This window comes from Halomonas sp. HL-93 (assembly GCF_900086985.1).
Taxonomy (GTDB): Bacteria; Pseudomonadota; Gammaproteobacteria; order Pseudomonadales; family Halomonadaceae; genus Vreelandella.
The window spans coordinates 2,380,588-2,396,857 of the sequence record NZ_LT593974.1 but is presented as its reverse complement, the minus strand read 5'-3'; the positions used below and the strand labels follow the sequence as shown (position 1 = coordinate 2,396,857).

General features: G+C 57.5%; 14 protein-coding genes. 11 read left to right on the top strand and 3 right to left on the bottom strand.

Annotation, left to right across the window (positions count from 1 at the left end; translation table 11 throughout):
- Positions 1-7: 7 nt before the first annotated feature.
- On the top strand, positions 8-712 hold the full coding sequence (locus GA0071314_RS11135; protein WP_074396707.1) for an ABC transporter ATP-binding protein: 705 nt from the start codon (positions 8-10) through the stop codon (positions 710-712).
- On the opposite strand, the gene GA0071314_RS11130 is transcribed toward GA0071314_RS11135, so the two are convergent.
- The gene (locus tag GA0071314_RS11130; protein ID WP_074396706.1) at positions 709-1,260 is read right to left on the bottom strand and encodes a DUF2062 domain-containing protein; all 552 of its coding nucleotides are present in this window, start codon (positions 1,258-1,260) and stop codon (positions 709-711) included. The two genes, GA0071314_RS11135 and GA0071314_RS11130, sit on opposite strands and share 4 nt — an antisense overlap.
- 97 nt (positions 1,261-1,357) lie before the next feature.
- Between GA0071314_RS11130 and GA0071314_RS11125 the strand changes: the two genes are divergently transcribed.
- Genes GA0071314_RS11125 through murB form a run of 7 tightly spaced genes read left to right on the top strand, consistent with a single transcriptional unit; the run spans position 1,358 to position 8,905 of the window.
- On the top strand, positions 1,358-3,631 hold the full coding sequence (locus GA0071314_RS11125; RefSeq protein ID WP_074396705.1) for a DNA internalization-related competence protein ComEC/Rec2: 2,274 nt from the start codon (positions 1,358-1,360) through the stop codon (positions 3,629-3,631).
- A 56-nt stretch (positions 3,632-3,687) separates the two neighbouring features.
- Entirely contained in the window at positions 3,688-5,424 is a 1,737-nt protein-coding gene (gene msbA, locus GA0071314_RS11120; protein ID WP_074396704.1) for a lipid A export permease/ATP-binding protein MsbA, read from the top strand.
- Positions 5,421-6,416, top strand: coding sequence for a tetraacyldisaccharide 4'-kinase (lpxK, locus tag GA0071314_RS11115; protein WP_074396703.1), 996 nt, complete (start codon positions 5,421-5,423; stop codon positions 6,414-6,416). Before msbA ends, lpxK begins: the two co-directional genes overlap by 4 nt.
- A 16-nt stretch (positions 6,417-6,432) precedes the next feature.
- Entirely contained in the window at positions 6,433-6,642 is a 210-nt protein-coding gene (locus tag GA0071314_RS11110; RefSeq protein WP_074396702.1) for a Trm112 family protein, read from the top strand.
- Entirely contained in the window at positions 6,643-7,419 is a 777-nt protein-coding gene (kdsB, locus tag GA0071314_RS11105) for a 3-deoxy-manno-octulosonate cytidylyltransferase (RefSeq protein ID WP_074396701.1), read from the top strand. It abuts the gene before it with no gap.
- Between the two features lie 3 nt (positions 7,420-7,422).
- The gene (locus GA0071314_RS11100; protein ID WP_074396700.1) at positions 7,423-7,887 is read left to right on the top strand and encodes a low molecular weight protein-tyrosine-phosphatase; all 465 of its coding nucleotides are present in this window, start codon (positions 7,423-7,425) and stop codon (positions 7,885-7,887) included.
- Position 7,888: 1 nt separating this feature from the next.
- Positions 7,889-8,905 (top strand): UDP-N-acetylmuramate dehydrogenase, encoded by a 1,017-nt coding sequence (gene murB, locus GA0071314_RS11095; protein ID WP_074396699.1) that lies wholly within the window; start codon positions 7,889-7,891, stop codon positions 8,903-8,905.
- A gap of 66 nt (positions 8,906-8,971) precedes the next feature.
- Here the strand turns inward: murB and rne are convergent, their stop codons facing one another.
- Entirely contained in the window at positions 8,972-12,232 is a 3,261-nt protein-coding gene (gene rne / locus GA0071314_RS11090; RefSeq protein ID WP_074396698.1) for a ribonuclease E, read from the bottom strand.
- A gap of 664 nt (positions 12,233-12,896) precedes the next feature.
- Here rne and GA0071314_RS11085 point away from each other — a divergent pair.
- Genes GA0071314_RS11085 through sppA form a run of 3 tightly spaced genes read left to right on the top strand, consistent with a single transcriptional unit; the run spans position 12,897 to position 15,653 of the window.
- Positions 12,897-13,838, top strand: coding sequence for an RluA family pseudouridine synthase (locus tag GA0071314_RS11085; protein ID WP_074396697.1), 942 nt, complete (start codon positions 12,897-12,899; stop codon positions 13,836-13,838).
- A gap of 9 nt (positions 13,839-13,847) precedes the next feature.
- Complete coding sequence (locus GA0071314_RS11080) at positions 13,848-14,498, top strand: HAD family hydrolase (protein ID WP_074396696.1); 651 nt, start codon at positions 13,848-13,850, stop codon at positions 14,496-14,498.
- 48 nt (positions 14,499-14,546) lie between these two features.
- Entirely contained in the window at positions 14,547-15,653 is a 1,107-nt protein-coding gene (gene sppA / locus GA0071314_RS11075) for a signal peptide peptidase SppA (protein ID WP_074396695.1), read from the top strand.
- Here the strand turns inward: sppA and GA0071314_RS11070 are convergent.
- The gene (locus tag GA0071314_RS11070; RefSeq protein WP_074396694.1) at positions 15,641-16,255 is read right to left on the bottom strand and encodes a Maf family protein; all 615 of its coding nucleotides are present in this window, start codon (positions 16,253-16,255) and stop codon (positions 15,641-15,643) included. The genes sppA and GA0071314_RS11070 overlap by 13 nt on opposite strands.
- Positions 16,256-16,270 lie beyond the last annotated feature (15 nt).

Sequence of the window (16,270 nt, the reverse complement as noted above, 5' to 3'; positions counted from 1 at the left end):
TGCCAACATGTCTGAAACGACATCGACTCAAGCCCCTGTGATGCTCAATTGCCAAGGATTGACCCGCACCTACAACGAAGGGCCACAGGATTTAACCGTGCTCGATACGCTGGACCTTCAAGTGCATGCGGGTGAACGCGTGGCCATTGTGGGTAGCTCGGGGTCGGGCAAGACCACGTTGTTGAATCTGTTAGGCGGCCTGGACAGGCCCAGCGAAGGTAGCGTGGTGATCGCCGACCAGCCCCTATCGGGGTTGAATGAGGCCGCTTTGGGGCGGTTTCGCAACCGCTATATCGGGTTTGTTTACCAGTTTCACCACCTGCTGGCGGAGTTTACGGCGGTAGAAAATGCCGCACTGCCGTTGATCATTCGTGGGCAAGCCAAGAAAACCGCTGAGCAACGCGCCATGCAGATTTTGTCGCGAGTGGGCATGCAAGACAGGGCTGATCATAAACCAGGCGAGTTATCCGGGGGGGAACGTCAGCGGGTGGCGATTGCCCGCGCGTTGGTCACCGACCCAAGCCTTGTCTTGATGGACGAGCCTACGGGTAATTTAGACCAAACCACGGCGGCCACTATCCTTGCGTTGATGGATGAGCTTGCCCAGGAAAGCGCCTGTGCCTTCGTGATTGTTACCCACGATATCAGCCTGGCTGCTCATCAAGATCGGGTGATGAAGTTGGATGCAGGTAAACTCGTGGCGCAGCCTTAATCGTCAAATTCGGCTTCGATGCTAGCGCGCCGCAGCCGACGTTTTTGGCGGCGGCGTTTCCAGTGGTGAGAAACGTGCCAGCGCCAGATTAGGCGCACCGCAACGTTGGCCACCACTGCCAGTACCAGCGCTGACACCAATGACCCCAGTAATAGCGCGGGCATAAGGTCGTGCATTTGCTCGGCTAGCCAGCGCGTTGAGATGCGTGAAGGCGCTTCGCGGACCGGTGTGTCCAGAAAGAAGGTGCCAATCCAATAATTACCGTAAAAAAACAGCGGCATTGTTAGTGGGTTGGTGATCCATACGAGGCCGACCGCCAGCGCTAGGTTGCAACGAGTTAAGCGAGCGCCAAGCGCGGCCGCTACCATTTGGCAAGGAATGGGCAGCATGGCGCAGAACAGGCCAACGCTAAACGCATTGGCAACGCTGCGACGAGTTAGTTGCCATAAACCCGGATCGGCGATTAGCGGGGCCATGAAACGGAGCGACCGCTGACGCTTGATGGTATCGGGCTTGGGCATGTAACGCTGCAAAAAACGGCGAGGCATGTCAGACACTCTTGCCTATGAATGCCGCCCATTATCCACAAGGGGCAGGCTTTCGGCTACGGCAAGACGCGGGTAAGCGTGAGCCAGGGAGGGCAATATGCGCATTGGGCTTGCCATGCCAGCAGCGTTGGCAGTAATGACAGGTGGGGCGCTGGGTAACTGGCTTGGGCCAAGCGGTAGCACCACGCTTTTGACCACCATATTAGCTAGTTTGCTGCTAATGCTTGCAGCAGTGCGTTTTCGCTACTGCCTGTGGTTAGCGATTGTTTGTTGGGGGGTAGTGGCTGTCCAGTCCCAATGGGCACGCCAGTTGCCGGAGGGGCTTACTGGTGAGGATGTCAGAGTAGAAGGGCGGGTGGCGCACTCCCAGCAGGTTGCCGGAGGTTTGCGCTTGTTGCTGGAGGTGGACCACTGTGTGGCTCCCGCTCAGCGACCAGACTGCCAACGTCTCAAACGGGTACGGGTCAGCGCTTATGATCTTGAGGCATCCACACCCCAGCCGGGCGAGCGCTGGCGGATGACCTTGCGGTTACGGCCGCCCAATGGGTTTATGAACCCGGGCGCCTTCGATTTTGCCCACTGGCTTTGGCGGGAAGGTATTCATGCCACCGGGTATGTGCGCCAAGAGCCGCCTCCGCAGCGGCTAGCCCCAGCCCCGTTCTCGCTGCGGCATCAAGCGCATTCCATGCTAGAAGAGCAACCGCTGGCACCGCGAACCCAGCGCTGGCTAGCGGCACTTACGCTTGGATTGGGTGATCAGCTTACCCAGGAGGACTGGGAATTACTTAACGCCAGTGGAACCACTCATTTGGTCGTCATCTCTGGCTTGCACGTGGGGTTAGTGGCGTCATTTGTGTTGTTACTGGCAACTCGCTCAGCGCGTTTAATAACGCCTGGCAACTGGCGCTTGCGTGCTTGGCCATGGTGGCTATCCGGGATGTCAGCGGTAGGCTATGCGGTCTTGGCGGGAATGGCGCCGCCCGCGATGCGCGCCATGATCATGAGTGTCGTCGGGTTATGGGTGTTGAGTGGCCGTCATGCACCGGGGCCGTGGCAAGGCTGGTGGTTAGCACTTGCGGCGGTGTTAATGGTTGATCCCATTGCCTTATGGCGGCCAGGGTTGTGGCTATCGTTTCTAGCGGTGGCCTGGCTGATCATCATCTGGCAGGGGCGGGCTCGTCCACAGGGAGTGCGCGGATGGTGTTGGGCATTGCTGCGTTCTCAGTTACTGCTAGCCCCACTCATAGCGGCTGCGGTACTTATTGCGTTTGGCCGCGTGGCACCTGCCGCCCCGCTGATTAATCTTGTCGCCGTGCCCTTTATGAGCCTTGTGATGGTGCCGTTGGCGCTTTTGGGTTGGTTGTTGACGCCGTTGCCTTATGCGTCGACGGCGGCTTGGTGGTTGTTCGAGCAGGGGCTTGGTGGCTTCTACCATGCTCTGGAGCACGCGGTAGTACATTGGCCGCTGTGGGAGCCTCCCCGATATTTGCACTTGCCGTGGGCCTTGGGGCTTTTTCTGACGGCGTTATGTTGGGGACTGCCCGGCACAGCAACGTGGTTGAAGCGCGGCTCGCTTATCATGGTCATGTTGGTGCCTTTTTGGCCTGTATCGCAAGGTCCTTCGAATGGCGAGTTAACCATCACCGTATACGATGTGGGGCAAGGGCAGTTGATCGAACTGCGCAGTGCTCATCATCGTATGCTAGTGGATACTGGCCCGCGCTATCGCTCAGGGTTTATGCCATTGGAAACGCTATGGCCGCCCGGAAGGCATTTTGATCAGGTATTGGTTAGCCATGCGGATACCGACCATGCCGGCGGCGTGCAGGCGCTGCTCGATCAGCATCAAGTTGATGAGTGGCGTGCGCCGAACAGTGAGCCACTCGCGGTGGAGACCCGATCCTGTGAACGAGGCGATCAGTGGCAGCGCGATGGCGTTCACTATCAAGTATTGTGGCCTAACGCTGATCAGGCCGATTCCTCGGCAAATGACCGTTCGTGCGTGCTATCCATTCAAGTGGGGCAGCAGCGTGTGTTGATCACTGGGGATGTAAGTCGCCAAGTCGAAAGGCGTTTGATAGGCGATGTGGACCCGCCAATCACAGCGTTGGTGGCCGGCCACCACGGCAGTGCCTCAAGTTCGGGGCTGCAATTCGTGCGGGCGGCAGACCCTTGGCATGTTATTTTTAGTGCCGGACGAGACAATCCTTTTGGTCATCCTAACGATGCCGTTGTGCGGCGTTTTCGAGAGCAGGGAAGTTGTTTATGGAATACGGCGCATGACGGAGCGATACAACTTAAGCTCTCACCCGACGCTCCGCTTGAAATAAATACCCATCGCCGAACGGCTAATCCGCGACAGCGGTGTTGATGCTGTGCGCCATCAGGTAGAATTTCCCCCACTGCACGCTATTGCTAGGAGCTCGTGTGACTGAATCAGGCTGGGTCCTCTATAAACGTTTATTAGGCTATGTGAAACCGCATTGGCGAGCCTTTAGCCTGGCGCTGGTGGGGTTTGTCATTTACGCCGCGTCGAGTACGGCGCTGGCCGAAATGATGAAACGCTTGATTGATGGTATCCAAAATCCCGACGCCTCATTCCGGCTGTTTCTGCCGCTATTCGTCATTATTATGTTTACCGCGCGGGGTATCGGCACCTTTCTGAGCACCTATTTCATGGCCTATGTGGGGCGTTATGTGATCCACACCCTGCGGTGTGACGTCTTTGCCCATATGCTCCATTTGCCCGGCATGTTTTTTGACCATCATTCCAGTGGTCACCTGGTGTCGCGGGTCACCTATCACGTGGAGCAGGTCGCCGGGGCGGCGACCAAGGCCTTCACGATTCTGTTGCGCGAGGGACTCTTCGTGATTGGTCTGCTGGGCTACTTGTTCTGGACCAACTGGCTGCTGACGCTGCTATTCCTGGGGGTCACCCCGATTATCGCGGGCGTGGTCAGCTATGCCAGCAAGCGTTTCCGGCGGCTTTCCAAACGTATTCAGCACTCGATGGGTGATGTGACCCACGTAGCGTCTGAGGCGCTATCGGGTCACCGGGTGGTACGCACCCACGGCGCTGAGATGTATGAAAAACAGCGCTTCGAACGCGTCAGCGAAGAGAACCGTCGCCAAAGCATGAAAGAAGCTATGACCCGCGCCATCAGTTCGCCGGTGATTTTGATTCTGGTGGCAATCTCGATGGCCATTCTCGTCTGGCTGGCCATGGCCCCGGCGTTGATGGCGAGCATGACACCGGGTGAGTTTGTCGCGTTTATTACCGCCGCTGCGCTAATGATCAAGCCGGTGCGCCAGTTGACGGAAATTAACAGCGAGATCCAAAAGGGCATCGCCGCGGCGTCGGAACTGTTCGGACTGCTGGATGTCGCCCCTGAGAGTGATAACGGCACGTACCGTGTCGAACGGCTGGCGGGCGACGTCAAGCTTGAAAACCTCAGTTTCCGTTATGCCGATGACCAACCCTTCGTCCTGCGTGATATCAACCTGCAAGTGGCGCCTGGTGAAATGGTAGCCATCGTGGGGCGTTCTGGCAGTGGAAAATCGACTCTGGTGAGTTTGCTGCCGCGTTTTTACCATCCCAGTGAAGGACGCATTAGCGTCGATGACGTGCCGCTTGAAGAGTACGCATTGCGTCCCCTGCGTCAGCAAATGGCGTTGGTGTCCCAGCAGGTCACGCTGTTCAACGCCACGATTGCCGACAACATTGCGTATGGCGTGGATAACCCCGACCCTTCCGCCGTAAAAGCGGCGGCTGAGGCGGCCTATGCCGATGAGTTTATTGATCAGCTACCCAAAGGTTACGCCACAGTGGTGGGGGAAAACGGCGTGATGCTGTCAGGCGGCCAGCGCCAGCGATTGGCTATTGCGCGGGCAATCTTCAAGGATGCCCCTTTGTTAATCCTGGACGAGGCAACGTCCGCCCTGGATACCGAGTCAGAGCGTTATATCCAAAAGGCGCTCGAAGATGTTTGCCAAGGGCGCACGACCCTGGTGATTGCCCATCGGTTATCCACCATTGAACGCGCCGACCGAATCATTGTGATGGACCAGGGGCGTATCATCGAACAGGGCAGCCATCAAGCGCTGCTGTCGGCAGGCGGTGCTTACGCCGCGCTGCATCAGTTGCAGTTTCAGGAGCCGCAGTGAAGCTTGCTGAGCGTTGGCTTGCTGGTGCCTATCAGGGTAGCCGTTGGCTGTGGCCGTTGCGGCCGCTAGGTCGGCTTTATCAATGGCTGATGCAGCGTCGAGCAAATCAGTACGAACGCGGCAAGCGAACCGTCTGGCGTGTGTCCGTTCCGGTGATCATTGTGGGTAATATCACCTTGGGCGGCACCGGCAAGTCGCCGTTGGTGGCATGGCTTGGGCGTCGGCTAGTGGCACAGGGATGGTCGCCGGGAATCGTGTCACGCGGCTATGGCGGCAGTGCCAAGCGCTATCCCCTGCGGGTAACGACGGCCACCCCCGTGACTGAAAGTGGCGATGAGCCGCTGATGCTCGCCCAGCAAACAGGGCTTCCGGTCATGGTTGACCCGCAGCGTGGCCGGGCAGCGGCCGCGCTGGTTGAAGCTGGCTGTGACGTGATTATCAGCGATGATGGATTGCAGCATCTTGCCCTGGCACGCGATATTGAGTTGGTGGTCATTGATGGCGCGCGTGGGTTAGGCAATGGTTGCTGCTTACCGGCAGGCCCTTTACGCGAACCGTCTAGCCGATTGAAGCGTGCCGATGCCGTGATCGTTAATGGCGACACAGCGTGTGAACTGCCGGTGGAGACCGTCACCATGCGCCTTACGCCATGTGCTTGGCGGCGTATACATGATGGCCAGCGGTTTCCACTGATGCCGCTGCCGTTTACGGGGCCGGTTAACGGTCTGGCGGCCATTGGCAACCCCCAGCGGTTTTTTGCTGTGTTGGCGTCGCTGGGGGTGGAAGGTGAATGGCACCCTCTGGCGGATCACCAGCCGTTGACGGAGGTCTTATTGAACCAGTGGAGAGGGCGCCCGCTAGTGATGACCGCCAAGGATGCCGTGAAATGTCAGGCGTTTGCCCCACCTGATAGTTGGGTTCTCGACGTGGAAGCATCGCTTCCACCTGATTTTGAGCACTGGCTGGCAGACAAACTGTCAGCACTTACCTGAGGCAGGAGAAACTCTCATGGATAAGGAACTGCTGGCAATGTTGGTCTGCCCGCTGTGTCAAGGCAAACTGAAGTATGACCGTGAGGCCCAGGAGTTGCATTGTGTTTACGATGGTCTGGCCTATTCGATTGACGAGGGAATCCCGGTCATGTTGCCCGAAGCTGCCCGCCCGCTGGACGTTGACGAAAAGCTTCCCCCATCACCGGGTCGCACAGGAGAGGGATGAATGACCTTGGCGTTTACCGTGGTGATCCCCGCTCGCTATGGGTCAAGTCGATTGCCCGGCAAGCCGTTGCTGGACATTGCAGGCGAACCGATGATCGCTCATGTATGGCGGCGTGCCTGTCAAAGTCGGGCCAGCCGTGTGGTCGTGGCTACCGACGATGCGCGCATTCAAGCGGCCATGCAGCCTTACGGCGCCGAAGTCGTCATGACGCGTCCGGATCATGCTTCTGGGACCGACCGGCTGGCTGAAGTAGCTGATCAGTTGGCGCTGGATGAGTCGGCGTTGGTAGTCAATGTTCAGGGCGATGAGCCATTAATCCCCCCGGCGCTGATCAATCAGGTTGCCGAGCGCTTGGCAGACGATGGTGAGGCGTCCATTGCGACGCTGGCAGAACCAATTACCGATATCGACTCCCTGTTTAATCCTAATGTCGTAAAAGTCGTTCGTTCGTTTCAGGGGCGGGCGCTGTATTTTTCAAGGGCGCCCATCCCCTGGGACCGTGAGCAATTTTCTGCGCCGCCAACGGTGCTCCACACCGATGCGTGGCTACGTCATATCGGCCTTTATGCCTACCGGGTCAGCTTTCTCCACGCCTACTGCGAATGGCCCGCCTCCAGTTTGGAACAGCTTGAGCAGCTTGAGCAGTTGCGCGCTCTCCAACATGGCCATGCGATTCAGGTTGCTTTGGCCTGTGACGTAAACCCGGCAGGGGTCGATACGGCTGAAGACTTAGCCCGCGTGCGTGCGTTATTAACGCCAACGTCGCAGAAGGAGTGAACTGTGAAAGTGCTGTTTGTTTGCTTGGGTAATATCTGCCGGTCGCCTACCGCTGAAGGGATCTTTCGCCGTGAATTGGCACATGCCGGATGGCAGGATCGGGTGGGCGTCGACTCCTGTGGTGTGGGGCATTGGCATGTGGGCAGTAGCCCCGATCTGCGCGCTCAGGCGGCGGCTAAACAACGGGGTATCGATATCAGTGGCTCAAGAGCTCGCCAGCTCAAGCCCCAGGATTTTATGGATTTCGACTATGTACTGGGTATGGATAGCGATAACCTGCGTGCCATGCAAGCCATGAAGCCCGACCACGCCAACGCGCATGTCGGGCTGTTTCTGGACTTTGCCGACATGGCGGAGAACGAAGTGCCGGACCCCTACTACGGCGGCGATGAAGGTTTTGAGCACGTGCTAAACCTGCTGGAAGCCGCTGCTAAAGGGCTGGTCGAGCATATCCAGCGTGGCCGCTGAGATGAATGTACCGGGCGTCCAGCAAGAAGTAGACCTCAGTGGTGCCAATACGCTGCGCCTGCCGTGTAGGGCTGAGCGTTACGCCGCGCCTGGCACGCTTGCTGAGTTGCAGCGGGTGCTTGCTGTGGCCCGCCATGAAGGCTGGTCGATTACTGTGCTGGGTGGAGGCAGTAATGTGCTGTTACCCGCAAGGCTTAGTGGCATCGTGATCAGGCCATCGCTTAATCAATGGTGGGTACAAGCGCAGGGAGGCCAACTACTTGCCCATGTGGGCGCAGGGGTTAATTGGCACCGTCTGGTCATGGCGCTGGCGGCGTCGGGTTTATGGGGCACCGAAAACCTTGCCTTGATCCCAGGCGATAGCGGTGCGGCTCCAGTGCAAAATATAGGCGCCTACGGTGTTGAGCTTGCGGATGTGTTAGCGGCTGTGCAAGTAGTGGAGCGGGCAACCGGCAAGGTGCGCTGGTTAAGCTGTGATGCTTGCCAGTTTGGCTACCGCGACAGCATCTTCAAAGGTGCACTCGCGGAAAGCGTAATTATTACTCGAGTGGTACTGAAACTTTCGCGTTTGCCCAGGCCGACGCTCGGCTATGGGGATTTGGCGATGCGCGTCCCTGAATCGCCCACGCCGCTGGCGGTGGCAAACGCCGTATGTGCTATTCGTGGTGAGAAGTTGCCGGACCCTAAAGAACTGGCCAATGCGGGCAGTTTTTTCAAAAACCCGTTCGTGACCGATCAGTTCGCCGAGCAACTACGCCAACGCTATCCCGATATGCCCTGTTTTCCCCAGGGTAATGGGCAAACAAAGTTGGCAGCGGGTTGGTTGATTGACCAGTGTGGCTTGAAAGGATTTCGCAAGGGGGCTTTCGCGGTTCATGAGCGTCAAGCGCTAGTGCTCGTCCATTTCGGGGGCGGAGATCGCCAGGGTTTGCTTGCGTTAGCCAATAGCGTTGCGGCACAAGTGGCTAAACAGTTTGGAGTGACGTTAACCTCAGAGCCCCGCTTGATAGCGGCCTAATCTCAACCTGAGCAAAAGAAAACGCCCCGCATAAGCGGGGCGTTTAGGTTTCAGTGCACGTAGCGATTAGTCGGTGCTAGCGTCCTGCGTCTGTTGCTTGCGCCGAACGCGTGGATCATTGTGCGCACGACTGCGACGACGACGTGGTTTGACGGCCTCGTCGGCCACGGCTTCGCTGTTTGTAGCCGGTTCTTGCGCATCGGCAGGCGTCGCTTCGAGCTGATCGGGCGTTTGTGCAGTGGCGTCGTCAGTAGTTGGCGTTTTAGTCTCGTCAGCGACACGTTCGTGATCCGCTGGCAGCGCTTCATCCACCACGTCGTTTTTGTCGCTGGCTTGAGACGTATCAGCATCAGCTGACGTGTCGCTTGGAGCCGGCGTTGACGAGGCTTCTAAAGTGCCACTGGGGGGGGCGGACTTGTCGGTATCCACGGCCGCTTCGCCAGCGTCTTCAGATGCTGCTACTTCGTCTGCCGCTTCAGGTGTCGCCGTTACAGGCGCATTATTATCCTGGGTTTTATCGGCGGCGGTCTCCTCATGCGGTGACGCATCGTCGTCCGTCATCGGCGCCTGGGTGGCGGCGCGAGGGGCATCGGTGGTTTGCGTCATGGGCGCTTCTACCTCGGGCTCATGGGATGTAGCTTCATCTGCCTTGGGCTCTTCTGAGGTGCGCGCTTCTGCCTTGGGTTCTTCAGGCGCTGAATCAGCAGTAGGAGCCTGTGCCGTCTGGTTGGCTTGGTTTTCAGTCGACGACGTTTTGTCAGTTGCCTGACGCGACGACTCCTTGGGCTGACGACGCTGGTGCGTCGATTTGCGCGCTTTTACCGCAGAGGCGGCGGGGCGTTCTGCAGTGGTCGCCGACGCTTCGCTGTCCGTATCGTCCCGAGTGTCAGCGAGTTGCTCGGCTGCAGGTTCAGTGCGGCTTTCCTCGGCAGCATCAGCGGGTGCGGACGTTGTTGGCTCTGGCATCGTCGGTTGACTAACTGCTGCATTATCCTCACGGGTTTCGCTGGGCTTGGATTCTGCTTCGCCAGGCGTGTTGGCCGCTTGTGCCTGAAGCTTCATCTGCTCGGCTTCGGCATTCGGATTAATGGCCTGCTTGCGCGAGCGCTGGCGCGGATTATTGCGCGTGCGCTTGGGCTTGCCGTCATCCTGCTGAGCTGATGATGCATCAGCGTTGGCGCTATCTTGCTCTTGAACGGCGTTGGTGCTGCGAGGTGCGTCTCGATTCGACTCGCGGCGCGCTTTGGTGGGCGCGCTTTTGTCTGTCGTCTCGCTGTCGGCGTCCTTGGCGGAACTCGCTGAAGCGGTATCTTTTTGACGGTTAGGCTTGTTGCTGTTGCCCTGGGTGCTAGTGCCATCGTCCTGTTGGGGATGGCGACGACGATTGCGCGTCCGGCTGGGGCCGTTACGCTTGTCGCCCGTTTCGTTGTTAGCACCGCGTGATGGGCTCTGCGCCTCATTTTTGGCCGTAGCACTCTCGTTACGCTCGCGACTTGGCTGTGCTTCCTTGCGAGCGGAGGATGAGCGATCAGCCGTTTTACGCGGCGCAGGTTGCTCTACCGGTGTCTGAGCCTGCTCGGTTGCAGCCGGGCGCTGCTCATCGCTGCCTAGCAATTTGGCAAATCCACGCATGAAACGACCCAGCATACTGGCCTCGTCAGCGCTTTTGGCAGGCGCAGTGCTTTGCGGGGTTGGTTCGTGTTGCAACGATGCAGGAGCGGGTGCGTTGTGAGTCACGCTTTTAACCGCGGCTTCGGCACGCAGAGCAGGCGGTACAAAGCTGGGAGCGGGTTCTTTGCCAACATCGCTATCGGTGGACAGCTCAAAGCTAGACAGCGTTTGGCTGTCGTCTTCGTCCATGTGATCATCACGCAGACGCTGAACATCGTAGTGAGGCGTATCCATTTCCGGATTAGGCAACAGCACGACGCGAACGCCCTGGCGAGATTCAATATCGGCCAGCACGCTACGTTTTTCGTTAAGCAGGTACGTCGCCACAGGCACCGGCAAGATGGCCCGAATTTGAGCGCTGCGCTCTTTCATGGCCTCTTCTTCGATCAGGCGCATGATGGATAGCGAGAGCGAGCGTACATCGCGGATGGTGCCCTGGCCGTTACAGCGCGGGCAGACCACGCCGCTGGTTTCGCCCAGCGAGGGGCGTAAGCGCTGGCGAGACATTTCCATCAGGCCAAAGCGCGAGATACGCCCGATTTGTACCCGAGCACGGTCAAGCTTCAGGGCATCGCGCATGCGATTTTCAACTTCGCGCTGATTGCGTGCGGGCCCCATATCGATAAAGTCGATGACCACCAGGCCACCAATGTCGCGCAGACGCAGCTGGCGCGCGATTTCATCGGCGGCTTCGGAGTTGGTTTGCAGCGCGGTTTCTTCAATATCGCTGCCGCGTGTCGCCCGAGCCGAGTTAATATCGATCGACACCAGGGCTTCGGTATGGTCAATAACAATTGAGCCGCCCGACGGCAGTTTGACTTCGCGCTGGTAGGCCGTTTCGATCTGCGATTCGATCTGGAAGCGCGAGAACAGCGGCACCTCATCGGCGTAAAGCTTGATCTTTTGCTGATAGGAGGGCATCACCTGGCGGATAAACGCCAGCGCTTCAGCATGTATCTCCGGACTGTCGATGAGGACTTCGCCGATGTCCTGGCGCAGATAGTCACGCATCGCGCGGATGATCACGTTGGATTCGCGGTAAATGAGGAACGGGGCGGAGCGTTTGCCGGCTTCGGTCGTGATCGACTCCCACACCTGCACGAGATAGTCCAGGTCCCACTGGAGTTCTTCAGGGCTTCGCCCGATACCAGCAGTACGCACGATCAGCCCCATTTTGTCCGGCACGGTAAGCTGGCCCATGGCGTCTTTCAACTGGCTACGCTCGTCACCCTCGATGCGGCGCGAAATACCGCCAGCGCGAGGGTTATTAGGCATCAGCACCAGGAAGCGGCCCGCAAGGCTAATAAAGGTGGTTAACGCAGCGCCTTTATTGCCGCGCTCTTCTTTATCGACCTGAACGATAACTTCCTGGCCTTCCTTGAGCACTTCTTTAATGCTCGGACGGCCGGAAACATCTTTTACAAAATATTCCCGTGAGATTTCTTTTAACGGCAGAAAACCATGACGTTCGGCGCCGAAGTCAACAAAGGCAGCCTCTAGTGAGGGTTCAACGCGGGTAATTTTACCACGGTAAATATTGGCTTTTTTCTGTTCCCGTGCGCCGGACTCGATATCTAGGTCATACAACCGTTGTCCATCAACCAGAGCGACGCGCAGCTCTTCAGGCTGGGTCGCATTGATCAGCATTCTTTTCATAGTGTCTCGCATAGCGAAGCGTGCCGACGAACCACCTCGGGGGTGATGTGGCGAACCTCTGGGTGCTGCGTGCTTGTGCTCGGCGCATAGCGATGCTGACGCATTTTACCAGGCAGGCGTGATCGCCGACCTGGCCAATTGGGCGTTGAGTACGTGGCGGAGGCAGGACATGTTTCGGTGGCTGTCACGTCCATCCGGCCCTGCTGACACCGCCAACACCTGGCATTCATAGATTCACCAACACCGACCATCGGCACGGCGTTGAACTTTATCGTCTTAAGCAGGCAGCGCGTTGTGACGTTTCAGCGTGGCTACTTAGGACGTGGCGTTTTTAGCGATTGCCCACCGATGAGGGTTGGGCTCAATCTTGTCTGCCGTCTTGAACACGGGCGGCAGAGTTACTGCATTTTATTACGTCGAGGGTGGGTTAATGCGTACACTGAACCACGCCTCTTGCTTCGGCCTGCGTGTTAGTCGGGCAGGCGCTGGCCAATGATGGTTGATACCTTCAATTACCTAATGACAACGCAATGGCATCATTGATCCGCATCAGCCGGTAAGCGTTTTGGAATATAACAGTAAAGCGAACGACCAGCAATTGACGCATTGGAGTTAGGTCTACGGTAGAATGCCGTTTTTAGCCTATCAGCAGGAGTGCGCGGCAATGGCCGAAGGGCGTGAAGTACAGTGGGTGGAAATTGCCCAAGAACAATCAGGCCAACGCATCGATAATTTTTTGATGACACGCTTGAAGGGAGCACCGCGTGCCTTGATTTACCGGATCGTGCGTAAAGGGGAAGTGCGGGTCAATAAAAAACGCATCAAAGTCGACTATCGTCTTCAAGCCGGGGACCTATTACGTATACCGCCACTTCGCTTGGCGCCTCGTGATGCTGTCAAAGAGGTAAGCGACAACCTGCGCGACCTACTGTTAGGCAGTGTCATTATGGAAGGCCCCGATTGGCTGGTGCTCAATAAACCGTCGGGTCTCGCGGTGCATGGTGGTAGTGGGGTCAAGATCGGCCTGATCGAGGCGCTGCGGCAGGTGCGCGACGACCTGACGTTTTTAGAGCTGGTACACCGGTTGGATCGTGACACGTCTGGCTGCCTGCTATTGGCCAAATCCCGCGATGCGCTGGTTACCCTGAACGAAGCACTTAAAAAGCACGGTATGGATAAGCGCTACTTGGCGCTGGTAGCAGGGCGGTGGCCAGCACGCAAAACCTACGAAAGCGCTCGTTTGGATCGCTATGATGCTGGCAATGGCGAACGAAGGGTGAGAGTAGATCCCAACGGCAAGGTATCGCGCACGCATTTTTCTGTGGTGGAAACATTTGAAAAAGCCACGTTGGTCGAAGCTGAACCGGTGACCGGGCGGACGCATCAGATTCGCGTTCATGCAGCGCATGCAGGCCATGCGCTGCTCGGTGATGACAAGTATGCCAATCGCGAAAGCGGCTTGCTCACCAAGCAGTTGGGAGTTGGTAGGCTGTTTTTGCATGCCCGCTCCCTGACTTTTCCTGAACCTTCCAACGGACGTCTGGTGACGGTCAAAGCGCCGTTACCCGAAGCGCTGGAAGACGTGCTTAATCGCCTGCGCCGCTAAGGACTTCTCATGCGTTATGAGCTGATTATTTTTGATTGGGACGGCACCTTAATGGATTCGGTACCGCGTATTGTGTCGTGTATGCAGGCGGCGGGTATTGAAGCAGGGGTGGGGGAGCTTCTGCAGGCGGATATAGAAAATATCATCGGCTTGGGGTTGCCCGAAGCTATCGACACGCTTTGCCCCGGCATCATGCCTGACCAAGCAGAGCGCTTACGCGAACGTTACTCACACCATTTTGTCCATGTCGATACTACGCCGATGCGTTTTTTTGGCGGTGTTGAGGACCACATAGCTCGCTTGCGTACAAACACAGCGCAGCGGTTGGCGGTTGCGACGGGTAAAAGCCGCCGGGGGCTCGACCGGATTTTTAGCGAGACGGGGAGTCTCGAGTGGTTTCACGCCAGCCGCACCGCTGATGAAACGCGCTCCAAGCCTCATCCGCAAATGCTACAAGAGTTGCTCGACGAATTATCGGTCCCCGTTGATCGGGCGATCATGGTCGGCGATACCGAATACGACCTGGAAATGGCTCGGGCGCTAGGCATGCCACGCGTTGGCGTTAGCTACGGTGTCCACACGCCTGAGCGCCTTGCTGCCAGTCAGCCGGAAAAAATTGTGCATAGTGTCGATGAACTGTTTTCGTGGCTACAAGCATGAGTGGCCATCTTATTGCCAAGAATGGATGAACAGAGGAACGGATGAACTATGAAGGATGATGATTCGCGAAGCGATGCGTCTCAAGACACATCCTCCCCGACGGGGCACCAAGACGCTGAAGATCGTTGGACTCAGGGGCCCGAAGTGCCTCCCAAGGGGAGCAGCGACGTAGGGCAGCCCAGCGACGATGCTGCCACACTGCGTGAGCGCCAGCGGTTAGCGCAAATTGAAATGATGGATCACTGGATTGGCGGTGTTTTGGCCGAACAGCGCCGTTCGCGTCGCTGGAAGCTATTTTTTCGCTTATTGATGCTTAGTTTGCTCGCGGTGGCGCTGGGGTTAGGCTTTTACCAGTTTTATGCCCCGTCGACGGGAGCGCCCACGGACCAAGCACACCTTGCCCGAGTCGACGTCAACGGGGTGATCGCTGAGGATGCCCCGGCCAATGCCGAGCGTATTATCGAAGGGTTGCGCAATGCCTGGGAAGCCGATAGCGCCGAAGCAATAGTGCTGCATATTAATAGCCCAGGCGGCAGTCCTGTGCAGTCCCAGCGCATTTTTGCGGAAATCATGCGGCTTCGCGAGTCGGGCGATAAACCCATTGTGGCCGTTATTGAAGACATTGGTGCCAGTGGCGCTTATTACATAGCGGCGGCAGCTGACGATATCGTGGCATCGCCGGTGAGTCTCGTCGGTTCGATTGGGGTGATATATGCCGGCTTTGGGTTAGAAGAAGCCATTGACCGGGTAGGCGTTGAGCGGCGTGTGTTGACGGCAGGCGATAACAAGGCGTTTCTGGACCCCTTTCAACCGTTTGACGATGACGACGAGGCGTTTTGGCAGAGCGTGTTGAACAGCACACACCAGCAGTTTATTGATGATGTAAAAGCAGGGCGCGGTGATCGCTTAAGCGATAGCGACGATTTGTTTAGCGGCCTGGTATGGAGTGGCGAACAAGCCAAGGCGCTGGGGCTTGTTGATCAACTCGGGAGCATGGATGATGTAGCCCGCCAGTATGCCGACGAGGCTGAGTGGCAAAACTACACGCCGAGCCTGGATCCGTTTGATCGTATAACCCGGCGCTTCACTCAGACCGCTGCCCAGCTTCTGGGGGTGGATACGTCTCCTTCGCCGCTGCGCTTTCAAGCGCCTTGATCAATGCCAGCGCCAAGTGGGTCGAGGCCCGCTTGGCGCAGCATGTTGCAAAGCGCGATCAGCGGTAAGCCTATTAGTGCGTTCGGGTCGCGTCCCTCCAGGCGTTCGAAAAGACTAATGCCTAAGCCTTCCATGCGAAAACTTCCCGCGCTATCGAGGGGGCGCTCTTTGTTAACGTAAACACGAATTTCTGCGTCGCTTAGTTTTCTAAACACTACCTCAAACGGTTCCACGTGAGCCTGGTGGGTATGTTGGCGCGTATCGAGTAGCGCCAAGCCGGTAAGAAAGGTCACCCGCTGGCCAGAAAAACGTCTTAAATTATGTTCGGCGCGCTCAATAGTGTGGGGTTTGCCCAATATGTCGCCCTCAAAGACGGCCACCTGGTCGGAGCCGATGATGCAGTGGTGAGCAAAGCGGTCCGCCACCGCAGTGGCTTTGCTTAACGCCAGTCGATGCACTAGCTGGTGCGGCGTCTCGCCGCTTTGCGGTGTTTCATCAATGTCAGGCGAATAGCATTGATAGGGCATTTGCAGCCGGTCGAGTAGCTCACGGCGCGAACGTGAACTTGAGGCTAATACCAGTTCAGGCGTTGCGTTAGGCATGCGGTTTTCCTTTCT

Bases quoted from the DNA above. Each gene is read 5' to 3' on its own strand.
- GA0071314_RS11135 (WP_074396707.1), top strand. From the start codon at position 8: ATGTCTGAAACGACATCGACTCAAGCCCCTGTGATGCTCAATTGCCAA.
- GA0071314_RS11130 (WP_074396706.1), bottom strand. From the start codon at position 1,260: ATGCCTCGCCGTTTTTTGCAGCGTTACATGCCCAAGCCCGATACCATC.
- GA0071314_RS11125 (WP_074396705.1), top strand. From the start codon at position 1,358: ATGCGCATTGGGCTTGCCATGCCAGCAGCGTTGGCAGTAATGACAGGT.
- GA0071314_RS11110 (WP_074396702.1), top strand. From the start codon at position 6,433: ATGGATAAGGAACTGCTGGCAATGTTGGTCTGCCCGCTGTGTCAAGGC.
- kdsB (WP_074396701.1), top strand. From the start codon at position 6,643: ATGACCTTGGCGTTTACCGTGGTGATCCCCGCTCGCTATGGGTCAAGT.
- murB (WP_074396699.1), top strand. From the start codon at position 7,889: ATGAATGTACCGGGCGTCCAGCAAGAAGTAGACCTCAGTGGTGCCAAT.
- rne (WP_074396698.1), bottom strand. From the start codon at position 12,232: ATGAAAAGAATGCTGATCAATGCGACCCAGCCTGAAGAGCTGCGCGTC.
- GA0071314_RS11085 (WP_074396697.1), top strand. From the start codon at position 12,897: ATGGCCGAAGGGCGTGAAGTACAGTGGGTGGAAATTGCCCAAGAACAA.
- GA0071314_RS11080 (WP_074396696.1), top strand. From the start codon at position 13,848: ATGCGTTATGAGCTGATTATTTTTGATTGGGACGGCACCTTAATGGAT.
- sppA (WP_074396695.1), top strand. From the start codon at position 14,547: ATGAAGGATGATGATTCGCGAAGCGATGCGTCTCAAGACACATCCTCC.
- GA0071314_RS11070 (WP_074396694.1), bottom strand. From the start codon at position 16,255: ATGCCTAACGCAACGCCTGAACTGGTATTAGCCTCAAGTTCACGTTCG.